The 14,481-nt window shown below is 67.8% G+C and carries 14 protein-coding genes; 8 read left to right on the forward strand and 6 right to left on the reverse strand.

The window, feature by feature from the left end; genetic code table 11:
- Nucleotides 1-28 precede the first annotated feature (28 nt).
- The 3 genes from trxA to WAL33_RS03475 all read left to right on the forward strand — a co-directional run bounded on the left by trxA (nt 29) and on the right by WAL33_RS03475 (nt 1,923).
- A complete protein-coding gene (trxA, locus tag WAL33_RS03465) occupies nt 29-958 on the forward strand; it encodes a thioredoxin (protein WP_422178518.1) in 930 nt (309 codons plus the stop codon).
- A gap of 20 nt (nt 959-978) precedes the next feature.
- Nucleotides 979-1,641: an LON peptidase substrate-binding domain-containing protein gene (locus tag WAL33_RS03470; RefSeq protein WP_422178520.1), complete on the forward strand. Its 663-nt coding sequence runs from the start codon at nt 979-981 to the stop codon at nt 1,639-1,641.
- Between the two features lie 81 nt (nt 1,642-1,722).
- Nucleotides 1,723-1,923 (forward strand): Trm112 family protein, encoded by a 201-nt coding sequence (locus WAL33_RS03475; protein ID WP_422178522.1) that lies wholly within the window; start codon nt 1,723-1,725, stop codon nt 1,921-1,923.
- Here WAL33_RS03475 and WAL33_RS03480 read toward each other — a convergent pair.
- From WAL33_RS03480 to WAL33_RS03495, 4 genes are all read right to left on the reverse strand, one after another.
- The gene (locus WAL33_RS03480; RefSeq protein ID WP_422178524.1) at nt 1,920-3,122 is read right to left on the reverse strand and encodes an MFS transporter; all 1,203 of its coding nucleotides are present in this window, start codon (nt 3,120-3,122) and stop codon (nt 1,920-1,922) included. The genes WAL33_RS03475 and WAL33_RS03480 overlap by 4 nt on opposite strands.
- 93 nt (nt 3,123-3,215) lie before the next feature.
- Nucleotides 3,216-4,466, reverse strand: a complete 1,251-nt coding sequence (locus WAL33_RS03485; protein ID WP_422178526.1) for a UbiH/UbiF/VisC/COQ6 family ubiquinone biosynthesis hydroxylase — start codon at nt 4,464-4,466, stop codon at nt 3,216-3,218.
- Nucleotides 4,467-4,722: 256 nt separating this feature from the next.
- Nucleotides 4,723-5,163: a DUF1801 domain-containing protein gene (locus tag WAL33_RS03490; protein WP_422178528.1), complete on the reverse strand. Its 441-nt coding sequence runs from the start codon at nt 5,161-5,163 to the stop codon at nt 4,723-4,725.
- Between the two features lie 816 nt (nt 5,164-5,979).
- A complete protein-coding gene (locus WAL33_RS03495) occupies nt 5,980-7,437 on the reverse strand; it encodes a coniferyl aldehyde dehydrogenase (RefSeq protein WP_422178530.1) in 1,458 nt (485 codons plus the stop codon).
- 175 nt (nt 7,438-7,612) lie between these two features.
- On the opposite strand from WAL33_RS03495, the gene WAL33_RS03500 reads away from it, so the two are divergent.
- Nucleotides 7,613-8,674: a diguanylate cyclase domain-containing protein gene (locus tag WAL33_RS03500; protein WP_422178532.1), complete on the forward strand. Its 1,062-nt coding sequence runs from the start codon at nt 7,613-7,615 to the stop codon at nt 8,672-8,674.
- A 111-nt stretch (nt 8,675-8,785) separates the two neighbouring features.
- Nucleotides 8,786-9,589, forward strand: a complete 804-nt coding sequence (locus tag WAL33_RS03505) for an enoyl-CoA hydratase/isomerase (RefSeq protein ID WP_422178534.1) — start codon at nt 8,786-8,788, stop codon at nt 9,587-9,589.
- On the opposite strand, the gene WAL33_RS03510 is transcribed toward WAL33_RS03505, so the two are convergent.
- Both WAL33_RS03510 and lipA read right to left on the reverse strand, forming a co-directional pair.
- Nucleotides 9,586-10,038 (reverse strand): type II toxin-antitoxin system RatA family toxin, encoded by a 453-nt coding sequence (locus WAL33_RS03510; protein ID WP_422178536.1) that lies wholly within the window; start codon nt 10,036-10,038, stop codon nt 9,586-9,588. The genes WAL33_RS03505 and WAL33_RS03510 overlap by 4 nt on opposite strands.
- Nucleotides 10,039-10,040: 2 nt before the next feature.
- Complete coding sequence (gene lipA, locus WAL33_RS03515) at nt 10,041-11,030, reverse strand: lipoyl synthase (protein WP_422178538.1); 990 nt, start codon at nt 11,028-11,030, stop codon at nt 10,041-10,043.
- A gap of 83 nt (nt 11,031-11,113) precedes the next feature.
- On the opposite strand from lipA, the gene WAL33_RS03520 reads away from it, so the two are divergent.
- From WAL33_RS03520 to WAL33_RS03530, 3 genes are all read left to right on the forward strand, one after another.
- On the forward strand, nt 11,114-12,181 hold the full coding sequence (locus WAL33_RS03520; protein ID WP_422178540.1) for a serine aminopeptidase domain-containing protein: 1,068 nt from the start codon (nt 11,114-11,116) through the stop codon (nt 12,179-12,181).
- A 143-nt stretch (nt 12,182-12,324) separates the two neighbouring features.
- Nucleotides 12,325-13,878: an AMP-binding protein gene (locus WAL33_RS03525; protein ID WP_422178542.1), complete on the forward strand. Its 1,554-nt coding sequence runs from the start codon at nt 12,325-12,327 to the stop codon at nt 13,876-13,878.
- Nucleotides 13,879-14,063: 185 nt separating this feature from the next.
- A complete protein-coding gene (locus tag WAL33_RS03530; RefSeq protein WP_422178544.1) occupies nt 14,064-14,459 on the forward strand; it encodes a DoxX family protein in 396 nt (131 codons plus the stop codon).
- Nucleotides 14,460-14,481 lie beyond the last annotated feature (22 nt).

Raw genomic sequence — 14,481 nt, forward strand, 5'->3', positions numbered from 1 at the left:
TCAAGACCCGCGTGCATAGAGAGACCCCATGGCCCTGATCGGCGAAAAACCCGCTCCCATCCAAGCCGGCGGCCCCAATGGGCAAGGGGGAGCCAAGAGCGCGCACATCAAGGACGGCACGGACGCCAGCTTCATGGCCGACGTGATCGAGGCCTCCAAGACCCAGCCGGTGATCGTCGACTTCTGGGCCACCTGGTGCGGCCCGTGCCGACAGCTGACCCCGGCCCTGGAAAAGGCGGTCAACGCCGCCGGCGGGGCGGTCAAGCTGGTCAAGATCGACGTCGACAAGAACCCCGGCTATTCGGGCCAGCTGCGCGTGCAGTCGATCCCGACCGTCTATGCCTTCGTCAACGGCCAGCCGGTCGACGGCTTCCAGGGCGCGGTGCCCGAGAGCCAGATCAAGCAATTCATCGACCGCCTGGCCGGCCCGCCGCCCGAAAGCGACGTCGACGCCCTGCTGGCCATGGCTAGGGAGTCGCTGGACCTGGGCGACCTGGGCGGCGCGGCCCAGGCCTTCGCCCAGGTGCTGCAGATGGATCCCGCCAACCTCAAGGCCATCGGCGGCCTGGCCCGCTGCTACCAGGCCGGCGGCGACCTTGAGGGCGCGGCCGAGGTCGCGGCCACCGCGCCGGCCGACGCCAAGGACCCGGACCTGGACAGCGTCCGCGCCGCCCTGGCCCTGGCCGAAGACGCCCCCTCCGAGACCGCGTCTTTCGAAAAGCGCCTGGCCGCCGACGCCGACGACCACGAGGCCCGCTTCGAGCTGGCCAAGGCCCTGGCGGGCGCCGGCCATCTTCAGGCCGCTTCGGACCATCTTCTGACCATCATCGAACGCGACCGTGTCTGGAACGACGAGGCGGCGCGCAAGCAACTGCTGACCGTGTTCGAGGCCGCCGGCTATGCGTCGGAGGTGGCCAAGGCCGGCCGCAAGCGTTTGTCATCGATCCTGTTCAGTTAGGCTTCAAAGGGGAGCGTCGCATGCCGGGATCCTATCGAAGAGCGGACGACCTGCCGATGGTGATCCCGGTGTTCCCGCTGGACGGCGTCCTGCTGCTGCCCGGCGGCCAGTTGCCGCTGAACATCTTCGAGCCGCGCTACCTCAACATGTTCGACGACGTCATGTCGGGCGAGCGGATCATCGGCATGGTCCAGACCCGGCCGGGCGGCGATCATGAGCGGCCCAACCTGGCCCCGGTGGGCTGCGCCGGCCGGGTGACCAGCTTCGCCGAGACCAGCGACGGCCGCTATCTGGTCACCCTGACCGGGGTGTGCCGTTTCCGGGTCGGCGACGAGCTGCCGGCCCGCGCGCCCTATCGCCAGGTGCGGGCGGACTTCACCACCTTCGAGGACGATCTGCGCGAGGCCTCGCCGCACACGGCGACGGGCAGCGACGCCTCGCCGCTGCTGGACGCCCTGCGCCGCTATCTGGACCATCGCGGCCTGGAGATCGACTGGAGCAGCGCCGAGGCCGCGCCTTCGGACGCCCTGATCAACAGCCTGGCCATGGCCCTGCCGTTCGAGCCGGTCGAGAAGCAGGCCCTGCTGGAGGCGCCGACCCTGGTCGAACGCCGCGAGACCCTGGTGGCCCTGCTGGAGATCGACGCGGCGGGCGACGACGACGACCCGACGATGATCCAGTAGCGATGCTCCCCCTCCGGGGGCGCTGTCGCGAAGCGACTGAGGGGGTGTGCGGCGCTTCGAAAACCGCTTAGAAACACACCCATGACCGCCCAACCGCCCCCGCCGCCCGCCGATCTCGACCCGCGCCTGCTGGAGGTGCTGGTCTGTCCCGTCACCCGCGCGCCGCTGTTCTATGACCGCGCCCGGGGCGAACTGATCAGCAACACCGCCAAGCTGGCCTATCCGATCCGCGACGGCGTGCCGATCATGCTGCCCGAGGAAGCCCGCGCCCTAGAAGACTAGGCTCGCGACGGCCAAGCCTTGCGTCCGGCCAGCTGCAGGATCAGCGCCAGCAGGGCCGCGCCCGCGCCCAGGGCCGACACCGCCGTCCAGCCGCCCAGGGTCCAGGCCATGGTCGCGCCGGCCGACCCGGCCGCGCCGCCCAGGAACATCACCCCCATGAAGAGGGTGTTGATCCGAGCCCGGGCCTCGGGACGCAGAGCGTAGACCAGGTGCTGGTTGGAAATCAGCGCGCCTTGCACGGCGAAGTCCATCAGGATCACCCCGACGATCAGACCGGCCAAGGCGTTCCAAAGACCGAACACCAGCCAGGACAGGACGCACAGCCCCGCGCCCAGAAGGATCACCAGGTGCGGCCCTCGCCGGTCGGCGACCCGGCCGGCCAGGGGCGCGGCCAGGATGCCGACCGCTCCGACCACGCCGAACAGGCCGGCGATGTCGGCGCCGAGACCAAAGCGCGGCTCCTTCAGGTGCAGGGCCAGTATGGTCCAGAAGGCGGTGAAGCCGGCGAACAGCAGGGCCTGGGTGAGCGCCGCGCGGCGCAGGGCCGGAAGCTCCAGCCACAGGCCGCCCAGCGATTTCAGCAACGGTCCGTAACGCAGGCCGCCGTCCTCGGGGCGGCTTCGGGGCAGCATCAGCGCCATCAGGGCGCAGGCGGCCAGGGCCATCGGCGCGCCCAGCCAGAACATCGCCCGCCAGCCCAGATGGGTGGCGACGAAGCCGGCCAGGGTGCGGCTGAGCAGGATGCCGCACAGCAGTCCCGCCATGACCGTCCCGATCGCCGCCCCGCGCCGTTCCGGAGTCGCCAGGTGGGCGGCGAACGGCACGATCTGCTGGGCCACGGTGGCGCAGACTCCAACGACCAGCGAGGCCAGGATCACCAGGCCCACGGTGGGCGCCAGGGCGGCGGCGACCAGGCCGGCGGCCAGCACCAGGAACTGGAGCAGGATGACGCCGCGCCGCTCCAGCAGATCGCCCAGCGGCACCAGCAGGAACAGGCCCAGGGCGTAGCCCAGCTGGGTGGCGGTCGGGATGAAGCCGGCCAGAGCCTGGCCCGGGAAGTCCGCCTCGATCACCCCCAGCATCGGCTGGTTGTAGTAGATGTTGGCCACCCCGACGCCGGTGGCGACCGCCATGGCCACGGTCAGGCCGCGCCTCAATTCAGGATGGGCGGCGGTCTTCGCGGTGGTCTGGGCGGTCATCAGGCAACTCCGGCGCCGCGTCCGGCCGACGAAGCGATGCGCCTAGGTTGGAGCTTCCCCGCCTCGCCGCAAGGCCGCGCTTGCCGTTTAGGCCTAGATGGCCACGCCCCGCAGCAGCTTGGGCAGGTCGCCCACGCCGCCGCCGGCCTCGTGCATGAAGAACCGCCGGGCCGGGGCGATGCGGTTGACCGCCGCCATGCCCACCCCGCGCGCCAGGCGCAGCAGCGGATTGTCGTTGGAGAACAGGCGCACGAAGCCGTCGAAGGCCAGGGCGTTGGACACGTTGTCGAACCGCCGCCAGCGGGCGTAGCGCTCCAGGGTCGCCTCGGCCCCGATGTCCTCGCCGTTGCGCAGGGCCTCGGCCACCACCTCGGCCAGGGCCGCGGCGTCCTTCAGGCCCAGGTTCAGCCCCTGGCCGGCGATCGGGTGCACGCCATGGGCGGCGTCGCCGATCAGGGCCAGGCGCGGGGCCACCAGCCGCTCGGCCAGAGACAGCGACAGCGGATAGATGAAGGTCGGGCCGGCCATCTCGACCGTGCCCAGGAACTCGCCGAACCGCCGCATCAGGTGGGCGTGGAAGACCTCGGGCGAGGCGTGGCGCAGGGCCTCGGCCCGATCCGTGCTCTCGGTCCAGACCAGGCTGGCGCGATTGTCCGTGAGCGGAAGAATGGCGAAAGGGCCGCTGGGCAGGAAATATTCGTGGGCCACGCCCTGGTGCGGATGCTGCATGCGGACGGTGGCCACCACGCCGCTCTGGCCATAGCTCCAGCCGATGTCGCCGATGCCGGCGGCCTTGCGCAGCACGCTGCCCCGGCCCTCGGCGCTGACCACCAGCGGCGCGCTGAGGGTTCGGCCGTCCGTCAGCGTCAGGGTCGCGCCGGCGGAGGTGACCTCCAGGGCCTGGGCGCCGACCGGGGCCAGCACGGTGATGCCCTTGTCGATCACGGTCTGGGCCAGGGCCGCGCGGATCTGGCGGTTCTCGATCAGATAGCCCAGGGGCTCGCCCTCGGAGCGGTCGGCGATCTCGCTGCTGTCAAAGCGCAGGAAGAACGGCGAGGGCCCGCCCGAGGCCGGACCCGGCGTCTTGCCGTCGGTGACCAGGATCTGCTCGATCCGCTGGGCGTGGGGCGCCAGGGCCTCGCCGGCTCCGATCGCCCGCCACTGGCGGAACGACGAATAGGCGATGGCCGACGAGCGCCCGTCGAAGCTGGCGGCCAGCTGGGCGTCGAACGGCTGGGGATCGACCAGCAGGGTTTTCACCCCCGCCGAGGCCAGGGCGAGCGCCAGGGTGGTTCCGGCCATGCCGGCTCCGGCGATGATGACGTCGGCGTCGTGGTCGCGCATGGGCGGATATGGCGCTGGGGAGGGGGCGGTGTCTAGGGGGCGGTGGTGGCTCGGAGCGTGGTCCGATTGCGGGCTGGGCGCTGGTGTCGGCTTTCGACCCTTCTCGGACTTCTGAAACGTCCGCTTGGCGCAAGCCCCCATCCGCCCCGGATGGGGCCGCGCCTTAAAGCCTTGGTGGATCGGAGCTCTGGCGTCAAGGTTTCAAGGCGCGGCCTCGCCGCTGGCGGATGACGTCAGGGGCTTTTCATAGAGGGGGTCACGAGAGTCCGCCCGCCGGCCCCGGACTCATGGCGTCCGCGACGACCTCCTCGAGCACGTCGAGGTCCACGTCCTCTACGGATCTGAACCTGATGCAGTATCCGGTGACCTTGGCCTTCCCGAGCCGCGATCCATAGGTCTGGGACAGGTAGGTCTTGTCCTTGAGGCCCATGACATAGATCGACAGTCCGGTCGTATTGGCGCTCAGGCCGATCCTGTAGAAGGCTCTGGTGTCCCCGCCGGCATAGCTGAGCGTCGCCGACCCGTAGCCGATGTTCGGGTTGGTGACGACCTTTCCGTCGTCGTTTCGGCCATCCAGGAACCAGAGCTGGGCGTCGGGCGAAATCGCCAGGATGCGCCGGTGCAGCTCCCGCAGTTCCGCGCTCTTCGCCGGAGGCTGATCGGCGATGTATTGGTCGATCCGTTCGCGCACGCTCATGCCGAGGGTCTCCCTTTTCCGTTTCACGAGGCGGGCCTCGGACCGCGAACAGCGGCTCTCGGGACGACGATCGAGCTCGTCTGAAACCGACATGGTCGCTGAGTTTCTTCGACCCTCGGCGGGCTGAGCGGAGCTTTAGGGGGATGGAGCGGGCTGTATCCCCGCCGATGGCGAGACAAATCCCAACGACTTCAACACCCTGAGAAATAATCAGCGTCACGACCGCCGCCGCGTTCAGAACCGCCTCATACTTATTCCACCTGAGAGCATGGGAAGGGCGCACGTACGGCGACCGATGCGGCTTTCGGGGGTGGTCGAGCGGGAAGGCTTGTCCGCCGTGTCTCCTCGGAGACGTCCAGGGTTGGAGTTGGAGCAGGTTCGCCTCAGTCGCGACGAAGCTCCGGCGCTTTGGATGGGCGGGCAAGTCAACAGGCCCGGGCTGAAATCGCCCGTGCGGTCCAGGACGCGCCAACGTCCTGCCCGTCGGGGGCCTCCATCGGAGCGGGTTAAAAATCCGCGATCCGAAGGCTTCCGGATAACGGCCGCGCGAAGCGCTCTGCCTTCGTCGAAACGGTACTTACAACTGCAAATCATCCGGGCGAGGCCCGGGCGCTTCGCACCCTTCCCATCAAGCTCAGCGGGCGTCCGCGTGAGGACGACAGATCGTGCCGGTGAACACTTGCCCCCACCTGGCGGCTTCGCCGCCTGTCCGCCCCCAAAGGGGGCGGAGGAGACGCGCGGGGCTTCCTCTTCCCCCTGTGGGGGAAGACGGTCGCGAAGCGACCCGTAGGGGGCAAGGGCGTGAGCCGCCCCGCCCTACCGCTTGATCTGCCCCGCCAGGTACTTGCGGATCGCCGCGCCATAAGGCGGACGCAGGGCCAGCATCGGGGCGATGTCCTTCTTCAACTGCTGGAACACAGCCTTCCGATGACTGAACTCCAGGAAGCCGTCGCGGCCGTGATAGCTGCCCATGCCGGCCGGGCCGACGCCGCCGAACGGCAGGTCCTCCTGGGCGACGTGGAAGATCACGTCATTGATCGTCACCCCGCCGCTGGTCGTGCGGTTCAGCACCATGTCGCGCTCGGCGTCGTCGGTCCCGAACCAATAGAGCCCCAGCGGCCGGTCGCGGCCGTTGATGTAGTCGACCGCCTCCTCGACCTTGCCATAGGTTTTCACCGGCAGCACCGGCCCGAAGATCTCATCCTGCATCACGCTCATGTCGTCGGTGGGATTGAGAATCAGGGTCGGGGGGATCTTGCGGTGCTCCTGCTGGCTGAAATCCTCGCCGGCCGGATTGATCTCGACGATCGTCGCGCCCTTGGCCCGCGCGTCGTCGACATGACCCTTGATCCGGTCGTAGTGACGTTGGGCGACAACGGCGGTGTAGTCGGGATTGTCCTTCAGGGTCGGGAAGGTCCGCGCCACGGCCGCCTTGGCCTCGGCCACGAAGCTGTCGATCTGGTCGGCCGGGGCCAGCACGTAGTCGGGCGCCAGGCAGATCTGGCCGGCGTTCAGCGTCTTGCCGTTCATGATCCGCGCCGCGGCCGTGGCCATGTCGGCGCCGCGCGACAGGATCACCGGGCTCTTGCCGCCCAGCTCCAGGGTCACCGGCACCAGGTTCTCGGCCGCGGCCCGCATCACATGGCGCGCCACCGACGTCGCACCGGTGAAGACCAGATGGTCGAACGGCAGGCTGGTGAAGGCCTGGCCGACCTCGGGCCCGCCGGTGATCACGGCGATCTCCTCTTCCGAGAAGGCCTTGGCGAACATCGTCTTCATCAGTTCCGACGTGATCGGCGTGAATTCGGACGGCTTGATCATCGCCCGATTGCCGGCCGCCAGCACGCCGGCCAGCGGCGCGAAGGTCAGGTTGACCGGGAAGTTCCACGGGCTGATCACCCCGACCACGCCCTTGGGCTGGTATTGGACCTGCGCCTTGGCGCCGAACAGGCCCAGGATCGCCGGCGTGGTCTTGCGCTTTTCGGGGCGCATCCACTTGGCCAGGTTTTCCTTGGCGTATTTCAGCGGCCCGATCGAACCGGCGATGTCGGTCAAGCCGGTGGCGTCCTTGGATCGCGCCCCGAAATCGGCGTTCAGCGCCTCGGCGATCTCGGCCTGATGATCGACCAGCAGGCCGATGCAGCGATCCAGCCACTCGATGCGGCGTTCCGCCGTCGGCGCGCCTTGTCGCAGGTGCGCGGCCTTCTGCGCTTCGAGGGTTTTCAGAAGCGGAGCCTTGGAAGATTCCAAGTTGAGATTGACGGGTGCATTCACGATCACGTTCCTCCCAGCGGCCTACAGGCTCATCTTATCAGCGTTTACAATGATGGCCGCGACGAGAACACGCAAGTGAACGTTGTTCGTTCTTAACGGCTCGTTTGAACTCTTCGGCCTAGATTGCGGAGCCAAGCGCGCGTCCGGGCGATGCAGCGCTTTTGGGGGACTAGAGATGTCGGACGTCGAGACCACGCTGCGCGGCCCTGAAGCTTACAAGATCGCCGGCCGCGCCCTGGGCCTGATGGAACGCCACCAGGTCTGGCCGACCGCGTTGAACTTCGAGCTGTGGATTCACTTCGTCGCCGATCCCGAGGGCGCCCTGGCCCGCGAACTCACCCGGCTGATCTCGCTGGGCGAACCGCTCACCGAACTGGTGAGCGAAGAATTGGCCGCGACCTACCTGCCCAAGGCCAAGCTGAACGAGCAGATCCGTGACGCCGGCGACTTGCTGAGCAAGGAACTGGATTCGGTTTCCAGGGCCATCCAGGACGCCCAGAAAAGCAACGCCGCCTATGGCAAGACGCTGAACGGCGCGAGCAAGGACCTGGACACGGCGTCCGATGTCAGCAAGATCAAGGCCGTGGTCAACGGCCTGACCGAGGCCACGCGCCGGGTCCAGAAAGAAAACAAGTCGCTGGAGACCCGACTGGCGGAGTCCACCGCCGAGGTCGACCGTCTGCGCGAGCACTTGGAACAGGTGCGCCGCGACGCCACCACCGACGGCCTGACCAACCTGGCCAATCGCAAGGCCTTCGACGAAGAGCTCAACCGCGCCTGCTCCGAGGCCGATGAGGCCGGCGCCACGATTTGCCTGGCCGTGCTCGACATCGACCACTTCAAGGGCTTCAACGACACCTGGGGCCACCAGACGGGCGACCAGGTCATCCGCTACGTCGCCAGCGTCATCGGCCGCGTCGCCGCCCCGCCCCGCTTCGCCGCCCGCTACGGCGGCGAGGAATTCGCGATGATCTTCCCCCGGGAAACGGCCGCCGCGGTCACCGACACCCTTGAGGAAATCCGCGTCGAAGTGTCCTCGCGCATGCTCAAGCGCCGCTCGACCAACGAAGATCTGGGCGCCATCACCATTTCGTCGGGCTTCGCCGAGCGTCGTCCGGGCGAGAGCGGCCATTCGGTCATGGAACGGGCCGACGCGGCGCTCTACACCTCCAAGCGCGGCGGCCGCAATCGCGTCACCGCCGCCGAGAGCAAGCCCAGCTCGGCCAACGCGGCCTGATTTCCCGCGCGGACCCGGGCTCGATTTCGCTCGCGGATAATTTTTCTGGCGTTCCCCAAGGTTAGTCGCGCCTAGACTCCAGCAAGAGCGACAAAGCCTTGGGAGGACGTCATGACGTACGAGAAGATCCGGCTCGAAGCGGCTGACGGCGTCGCCGTCATCACCCTCGCCGATCCCGCCAGCCTCAACGCCGCCAGCCTGGAAATGGCCCGCGAACTGGCCCACGCCTTCGGGTCGATCGCGGCCGGCAAGGTCAAGGCGCGCGCCGTCATCCTGACCGGCGAAGGCCGCGGCTTCTGTTCGGGCGCCAATCTGTCAGGGGGCGGCGCCGCCGGTCGCGAGGCCGATGTCGACGGCAAACCGGACGCCGGCTCGGCCCTGGAAAGCACCTACAACCCGCTGGTCAACCTGCTGCGCGACTTCCCGCTGCCGATCGTCACGGCGATCAATGGGCCGGCCGCCGGCGTCGGCTGTTCGATCGCGCTGCTCGGCGACATCGTCGTGGCCGCCGAGAGCGCCTATTTCCTGCAGGCCTTCCGCCGCATCGGCCTCGTGCCCGACGGCGGCTCGACCTATCTGCTGCCGCGCCTGGTCGGCAAGGCCAGGGCCATGGAGATGATGCTGCTGGGCGATAAGATCCCGGCCGCCACGGCGCTGTCCTGGGGGCTGATCAATCGTTGCGTGCCCGACGCCGAGCTGATGGCGACCGCCACGACCATCGCCCGGGAACTGGCCGCAGGCCCCGCCGCCCTATCGGCGATCCGCAAGCTGGTCTGGAACAGCCTCGACGCCGATTGGGTGGGGCAACTGCACGCTGAACGCCACGCCCAGAAGGCGGCCGGCAAGACCGACGACTTCATTGAAGGGGTCAGCGCGTTCCTGCAGAAGCGCCCGGCCGTCTTTAAAGGGCGCTAGGCTTTCGACCCGTAGATCGCCCGGGCGCGATCCTCGAAACAGCCGATCAGCGTGTTGACGGCCCGATCCAGATTGGCGGCCAGCATGGCGTCCAGGATCTTCGACTTGAACGCGAAGTCGATGACGAATTCCACGGTGGTTCCAGCCTCATGCGGCGAGAAGCGCCACTGGTTTGAAAGCCGCTTGAACGGGCCGTAGAGCAGGCTGACATCCACGCTTAGGGCCGCCGCGTCGCGCCGCACTCGGGTGGCGAACTTCTCGCGCAGGAACGAGAACCCAACCTGGGCCTCGGCGTCCACGCTTGAGACCTGAGCGTCGGCGCGGCCGTTCCAGGTGCGCATCGCGGTGATCCACGGTACGAACTGCGGATAGGCCTCCACGTCCCCGACCAGCGTGAACAGTTGCTCGGGCGCATAGGGCAGCACCCGGGTGACGACGTGACGGTGCAAGGCTAGGCGCTCTTGGCGTCCAGCGCCCGGCGCGCGGCCTGCAGCTTGGCGAAGTCCTCGCCGGCGTGGTGCGACGAGCGGGTCAGCGGGCTGGCCGAGACCATAAGGAAGCCCTTGGCCCGGGCGATCGCCTCATAGGCCTGAAACTCCTCGGGCGTCACGAAGCGGTCGATGGCGGCATGCTTGCGGGTCGGCTGCAGATATTGACCGATGGTGATGAAGTCGACGCCGGCCGAGCGCATGTCATCCATCACCTGCATGACCTCTTCCTTGGTCTCGCCCAGGCCGACCATCAGGCCGGACTTGGTGAACTGGGAAGGATCGCGCTCCTTGACCCGCTCCAGCAGGCGCAGCGAGTTGTAATAGCGGGCGCCGGGACGGATCTTCAGATAGAGCCGCGGAACGGTCTCCAGATTGTGGTTGAAGACGTCCGGACGGGCGTCGATGACCACATTCTCGGCCCGGTCCTTGCGCAAGAAGTCCGGGGTCAGGATCTCGATGGTCGTGCCCGGCGCGGCGGCGCGGATGGCCAGGACCACTTCAGCGAAGTGCTGGGCGCCGCCGTCGGCCAGGTCGTCGCGATCGACCGAGGTGATGACCACGTGCTTGAGGCCCATCTTGGCGACGGCCTCGGCCACGCGGCGCGGCTCGTCGGCGTCCAAGGCGTTCGGCAGGCCGGTCGAGACGTTGCAGAAGGCGCAGGCCCGGGTGCAGATCTCGCCCATGATCATCATGGTCGCGTGCTTCTGGCTCCAGCACTCGCCGATGTTCGGACAGGCGGCTTCTTCGCAGACCGTGGTCAGCTTGTGATCGCGGACGATGTCGCGGGTCTGGTTATAGCCGGCCGAGCCAGGCGCGCGGACACGCAGCCATTCGGGCTTGCGCAGGACCGGCGTATCGGGACGGTTCTGCTTTTCGGGGTGGCGGACGGCGCGTTCCTCGGAGGGGGTCTCGGAAGCGCGGGTGTTCAGCGTGTCGATCAGGGTGACCATAACGGCCTAGATCGGCCTTCTTGGCCTCCGGATCAAGCTTGTGTTCTTGCATGTGACGCAAAGGCGCGAAATGTGTGCCTCGAATGCGTCGCCGCCTCCCTATCGCAGCCTGGGCTTGCCTGCTGGCCTTGCCGCTCGTCTCCTGCGGCGACGAGGGCGCCCGCGCGCCTTTCGCGGACAGCCGAACGCCGCCTTCCCTCGACGTGCGGTTCCAGCCGCCGGCGGGCTGGGCCTGGGGCTATGTGAAGGTCGGCGACGACTTGGTGCAGCGCTACGGCGTTTCCGCGCCCCACGACGCGCCGAGAGGCCAGATCCTGATCCTACCGGCCTATGGCGAGTCCGCCGAGGGCTGGTTCGAGACGGCCCGCGACCTCAATGACAGAGGCTATGTCGTCTGGATCCTGGAGCGCCAGGGTCAGGGCGGCTCGGAACGCGCCACCCGCTGGCGCGACCTGGGCCACGCGACCAGTCTCGCGCCCGACGTCACGGCGACCAAGGCCATGGTGAAGGTCGTGATCCGTCCGCCCCGAGGCGGCGTCGGGGGCCTCGACCCGTTCATGATCCTAGGTGCGGGCGACGGCGGTCTGGTCGCGCTGCGAGCTCTGGAGGAAGGCTTGCGCGCCGACGTGGCGATCTTGTCCTCGCCCAATTTCGACATCGCCGATCCGCCGCGCGCCAGGAACGAGCTGATCGACATCGCCGATCGAGCGCGGCGTTTGAAGCTGGGCTTCGCGCGCTATCCGGGACAAGTCGGTTGGAGGCGCGACGGACAGGACGGCTTTGACGCCAAGCTCACCCACGACCCAGCTCGAGGCGCCGTGCAACAGGCCTGGCAGCTGACCAATCCAGACCTGCGAATGGGCGCGCCGAGCCTAGCCTGGTACGAGGCCTTCTATGCCGCCGTGGACGCGGCCGGGCGCGATCTGAAACAGGTCGACACCCCTGTTGTGATGTTGACGGCCGGGCAGGATGTCAAAGCCTTGCCGCGCCCCCAAAGCGCAACCTGCGCCGCCCTGCCCCGCTGCGTGGAGATTCGCTATCCCGCGGCGCGTCACGCGCTGCATCTGGAGACAGATTCGGTGCGCGATCCCTGGCTGAAGACCATCGACGACGCCCTCCGAACAGGTGCGGCCGCCCCCGTCAAACCTTGAACGATAAGGGCTCAAGCGCATTTTAGAAGGACCGGTGCGTTGCGGCGCACGGAACGGGTGTTTGCAAAGCCACACGCCGTCGTTAGGGTCCCGCTTCAACTAGACGAGGGCGCCACGTGGCGCTTCCGGGAGGTTTCGCCGGCATGCCGGTAGTTTTCAATGCGCTGGACGGCCAGAAGGCCCTCTTCGACGCCCTGCTCGACGCCCGCGACAAGTACGGCGCCAAGAAACCGATCCTCGAAGACCAGGATCGTAATCCGCTCAACTATACCGACCTGGTGCGCGCGAGCTTCGCGCTCGGCCGCAAGATCGCGGCCATGACCAAGCCGGGCGAGCATGTCGGGGTCCTTCTGCCGTCCGGATCGGGCGCGGTGGTGACCTTCTTCGCCCTGCACGCCTTCGGCCGCGTGCCGACCATGCTCAACTTCACGGCCGGTCTGCGCAACCTGCGCGCCGCTTGCGCGCTGGCCGGGGTCAAGCGCGTGCTGACGGCCCACAAGTTCATCGAACTGGGCAAGCTGCACGACATTATCGACGCGCTCGAAGAGCGAGCCACAATTACCTATCTGGAGGACGTACGCGGCACGATCGGCATCGCCGACAAGCTGTTCGCCGCAGCCGCAGGGATCTTTCCGCGCCGGTTCCGGGCCAGCGCCAAGCCGTCGGACAAGGGCGTTGTGCTGTTCACTTCGGGCAGTTTCGGCGCGCCGCGGGGCGTGGTGCTCAGCCAGGCGAACCTGGTCTCCAACGCGATGCAGATCGCCGCCCATATCGAACTGGACCCGGCCTGGGTGTTCTTCAACCCTCTGCCCGTGTTCCACTGCTTTGGCCTGACCGGCGGAGTGATCCTGCCATTGCTGACCGGCATGAAGGCGTTCCAATACCCCTCGCCCCTGCACACCAAACAGATTCCACCGCTGCTGAAGGACTCTGGGGCTTCGGTGCTGCTGGCCACCGACACGTTCGTCAATCAGTACGCCCGCGCCGCGGAAAGCGACGAGCTCAGCGGCCTGAAGTTCATTGTCTGCGGCGCTGAAAAGGTTCGCGAAGAGACCCACAACCTCATCCATGAAAAGTTCGGCCCGGTGCCGGTTCTCGAAGGCTACGGCGCCACCGAGGCTTCCCCGGTCATCGCGGTCAACAAGCCCGACGACAATCGCCGCGGCACGGTCGGCGGCCTGCTGCCCGGCCAGGAATGGAAGATCGAACCGGTCGAAGGCATCGCCGGGGGCGGCCGCCTGCTGGTGCGCGGCCCCAACATCATGTCGGGCTACCTGCGTGAGGACGGGGGCGTCGACGCCCCCGAGGGCGGCTGGCACGACACCGGCGACGTCGTCACCGTCACCGACGACCTGTGGATCACCATCAAGGGCCGGGTGAAGCGCTTCGCGAAAATCGGCGGCGAAATGGTCTCCCTGACCGCCGCCGAGGATCTGGCCAGCGCCGTCTGGCCTGAAGGCCGCCACGCGGTGATCTCGATGCCGGACAAGAAGAAGGGCGAGAAGCTGATCCTGGTCACCGATCGCCAGGACGCCGCCGTCACCTCGCTGGTGGCCCACGCCCAAAGCATCGGCGCACCGGAGTTGGCCGTGCCGCGCAAAATCCTCAAGGTCATGCAAGTGCCCGTGCTGGGCAGCGGCAAGACCGATTATGTCGCCATCCAGCGGATGGCCGATCAAGACGCCAAGGCCGCCTGACGAACGCGGCGAGCGTCACCTCATTCAGACCCCCGGCGAGCCAAGGCCCGCCGGGGGTCTTCGTTTGGCTTCAGAGGTGGCCTAGCCCATAAAGCCCCGATAGCTTGACCATCGTTCAGTGCGCGTAAGCGGCGACCTTGTTCGTCGCGAGGTCCTTTCCACCAAACAAAGACAGAGGGAACGACATGGAACGACTGATCGTCTGGACGCCGCGCGTCCTCAGCCTGCTGCGGATCATCGCCGCCCTGCTCTTCATGGAGCACGGCCTGATGAAGGTGTTTCACTTCCCGGCTCCGCAGCCCGGCGCGCCCGATCCGCTGCCGCCCATCCTGCTCGTCGCCGCCTGGCTTGAGATCGTCGGCGGCGCCCTGCTGGTGCTGGGCCTGTTCGCCCGCCCCGTGGCCTTCATCCTGTCCGGACAGATGGCTGTCGCCTACTTTCTGGCCCACGCCTCCCAGGGCTACTGGCCGGCGCTGAACGGCGGCGAGCCGGCGATCCTGTTCTGCTTCGTCTTCCTGTACCTGGCCTTCGCCGGGCCGGGCGAATGGAGCCTCGACGCCCAGGTGCGTAAGCGGCCGTAATCCCGCGTCGACCAATAGAAAA

This window comes from Caulobacter sp. (genome assembly GCF_049283275.1).
Lineage (GTDB): Bacteria > Pseudomonadota > Alphaproteobacteria > Caulobacterales > Caulobacteraceae > Caulobacter.

Coding starts and splice junctions, on each gene's coding strand:
- trxA (WP_422178518.1), top strand. CDS start 29: ATGGCCCTGATCGGCGAAAAACCCGCTCCCATCCAAGCCGGCGGCCCC.
- WAL33_RS03470 (WP_422178520.1), top strand. CDS start 979: ATGCCGGGATCCTATCGAAGAGCGGACGACCTGCCGATGGTGATCCCG.
- WAL33_RS03475 (WP_422178522.1), top strand. CDS start 1,723: ATGACCGCCCAACCGCCCCCGCCGCCCGCCGATCTCGACCCGCGCCTG.
- WAL33_RS03480 (WP_422178524.1), bottom strand. CDS start 3,122: ATGACCGCCCAGACCACCGCGAAGACCGCCGCCCATCCTGAATTGAGG.
- WAL33_RS03485 (WP_422178526.1), bottom strand. CDS start 4,466: ATGCGCGACCACGACGCCGACGTCATCATCGCCGGAGCCGGCATGGCC.
- WAL33_RS03490 (WP_422178528.1), bottom strand. CDS start 5,163: ATGAGCGTGCGCGAACGGATCGACCAATACATCGCCGATCAGCCTCCG.
- WAL33_RS03500 (WP_422178532.1), top strand. CDS start 7,613: ATGTCGGACGTCGAGACCACGCTGCGCGGCCCTGAAGCTTACAAGATC.
- WAL33_RS03505 (WP_422178534.1), top strand. CDS start 8,786: ATGACGTACGAGAAGATCCGGCTCGAAGCGGCTGACGGCGTCGCCGTC.
- lipA (WP_422178538.1), bottom strand. CDS start 11,030: ATGGTCACCCTGATCGACACGCTGAACACCCGCGCTTCCGAGACCCCC.
- WAL33_RS03520 (WP_422178540.1), top strand. CDS start 11,114: ATGCGTCGCCGCCTCCCTATCGCAGCCTGGGCTTGCCTGCTGGCCTTG.
- WAL33_RS03525 (WP_422178542.1), top strand. CDS start 12,325: ATGCCGGTAGTTTTCAATGCGCTGGACGGCCAGAAGGCCCTCTTCGAC.
- WAL33_RS03530 (WP_422178544.1), top strand. CDS start 14,064: ATGGAACGACTGATCGTCTGGACGCCGCGCGTCCTCAGCCTGCTGCGG.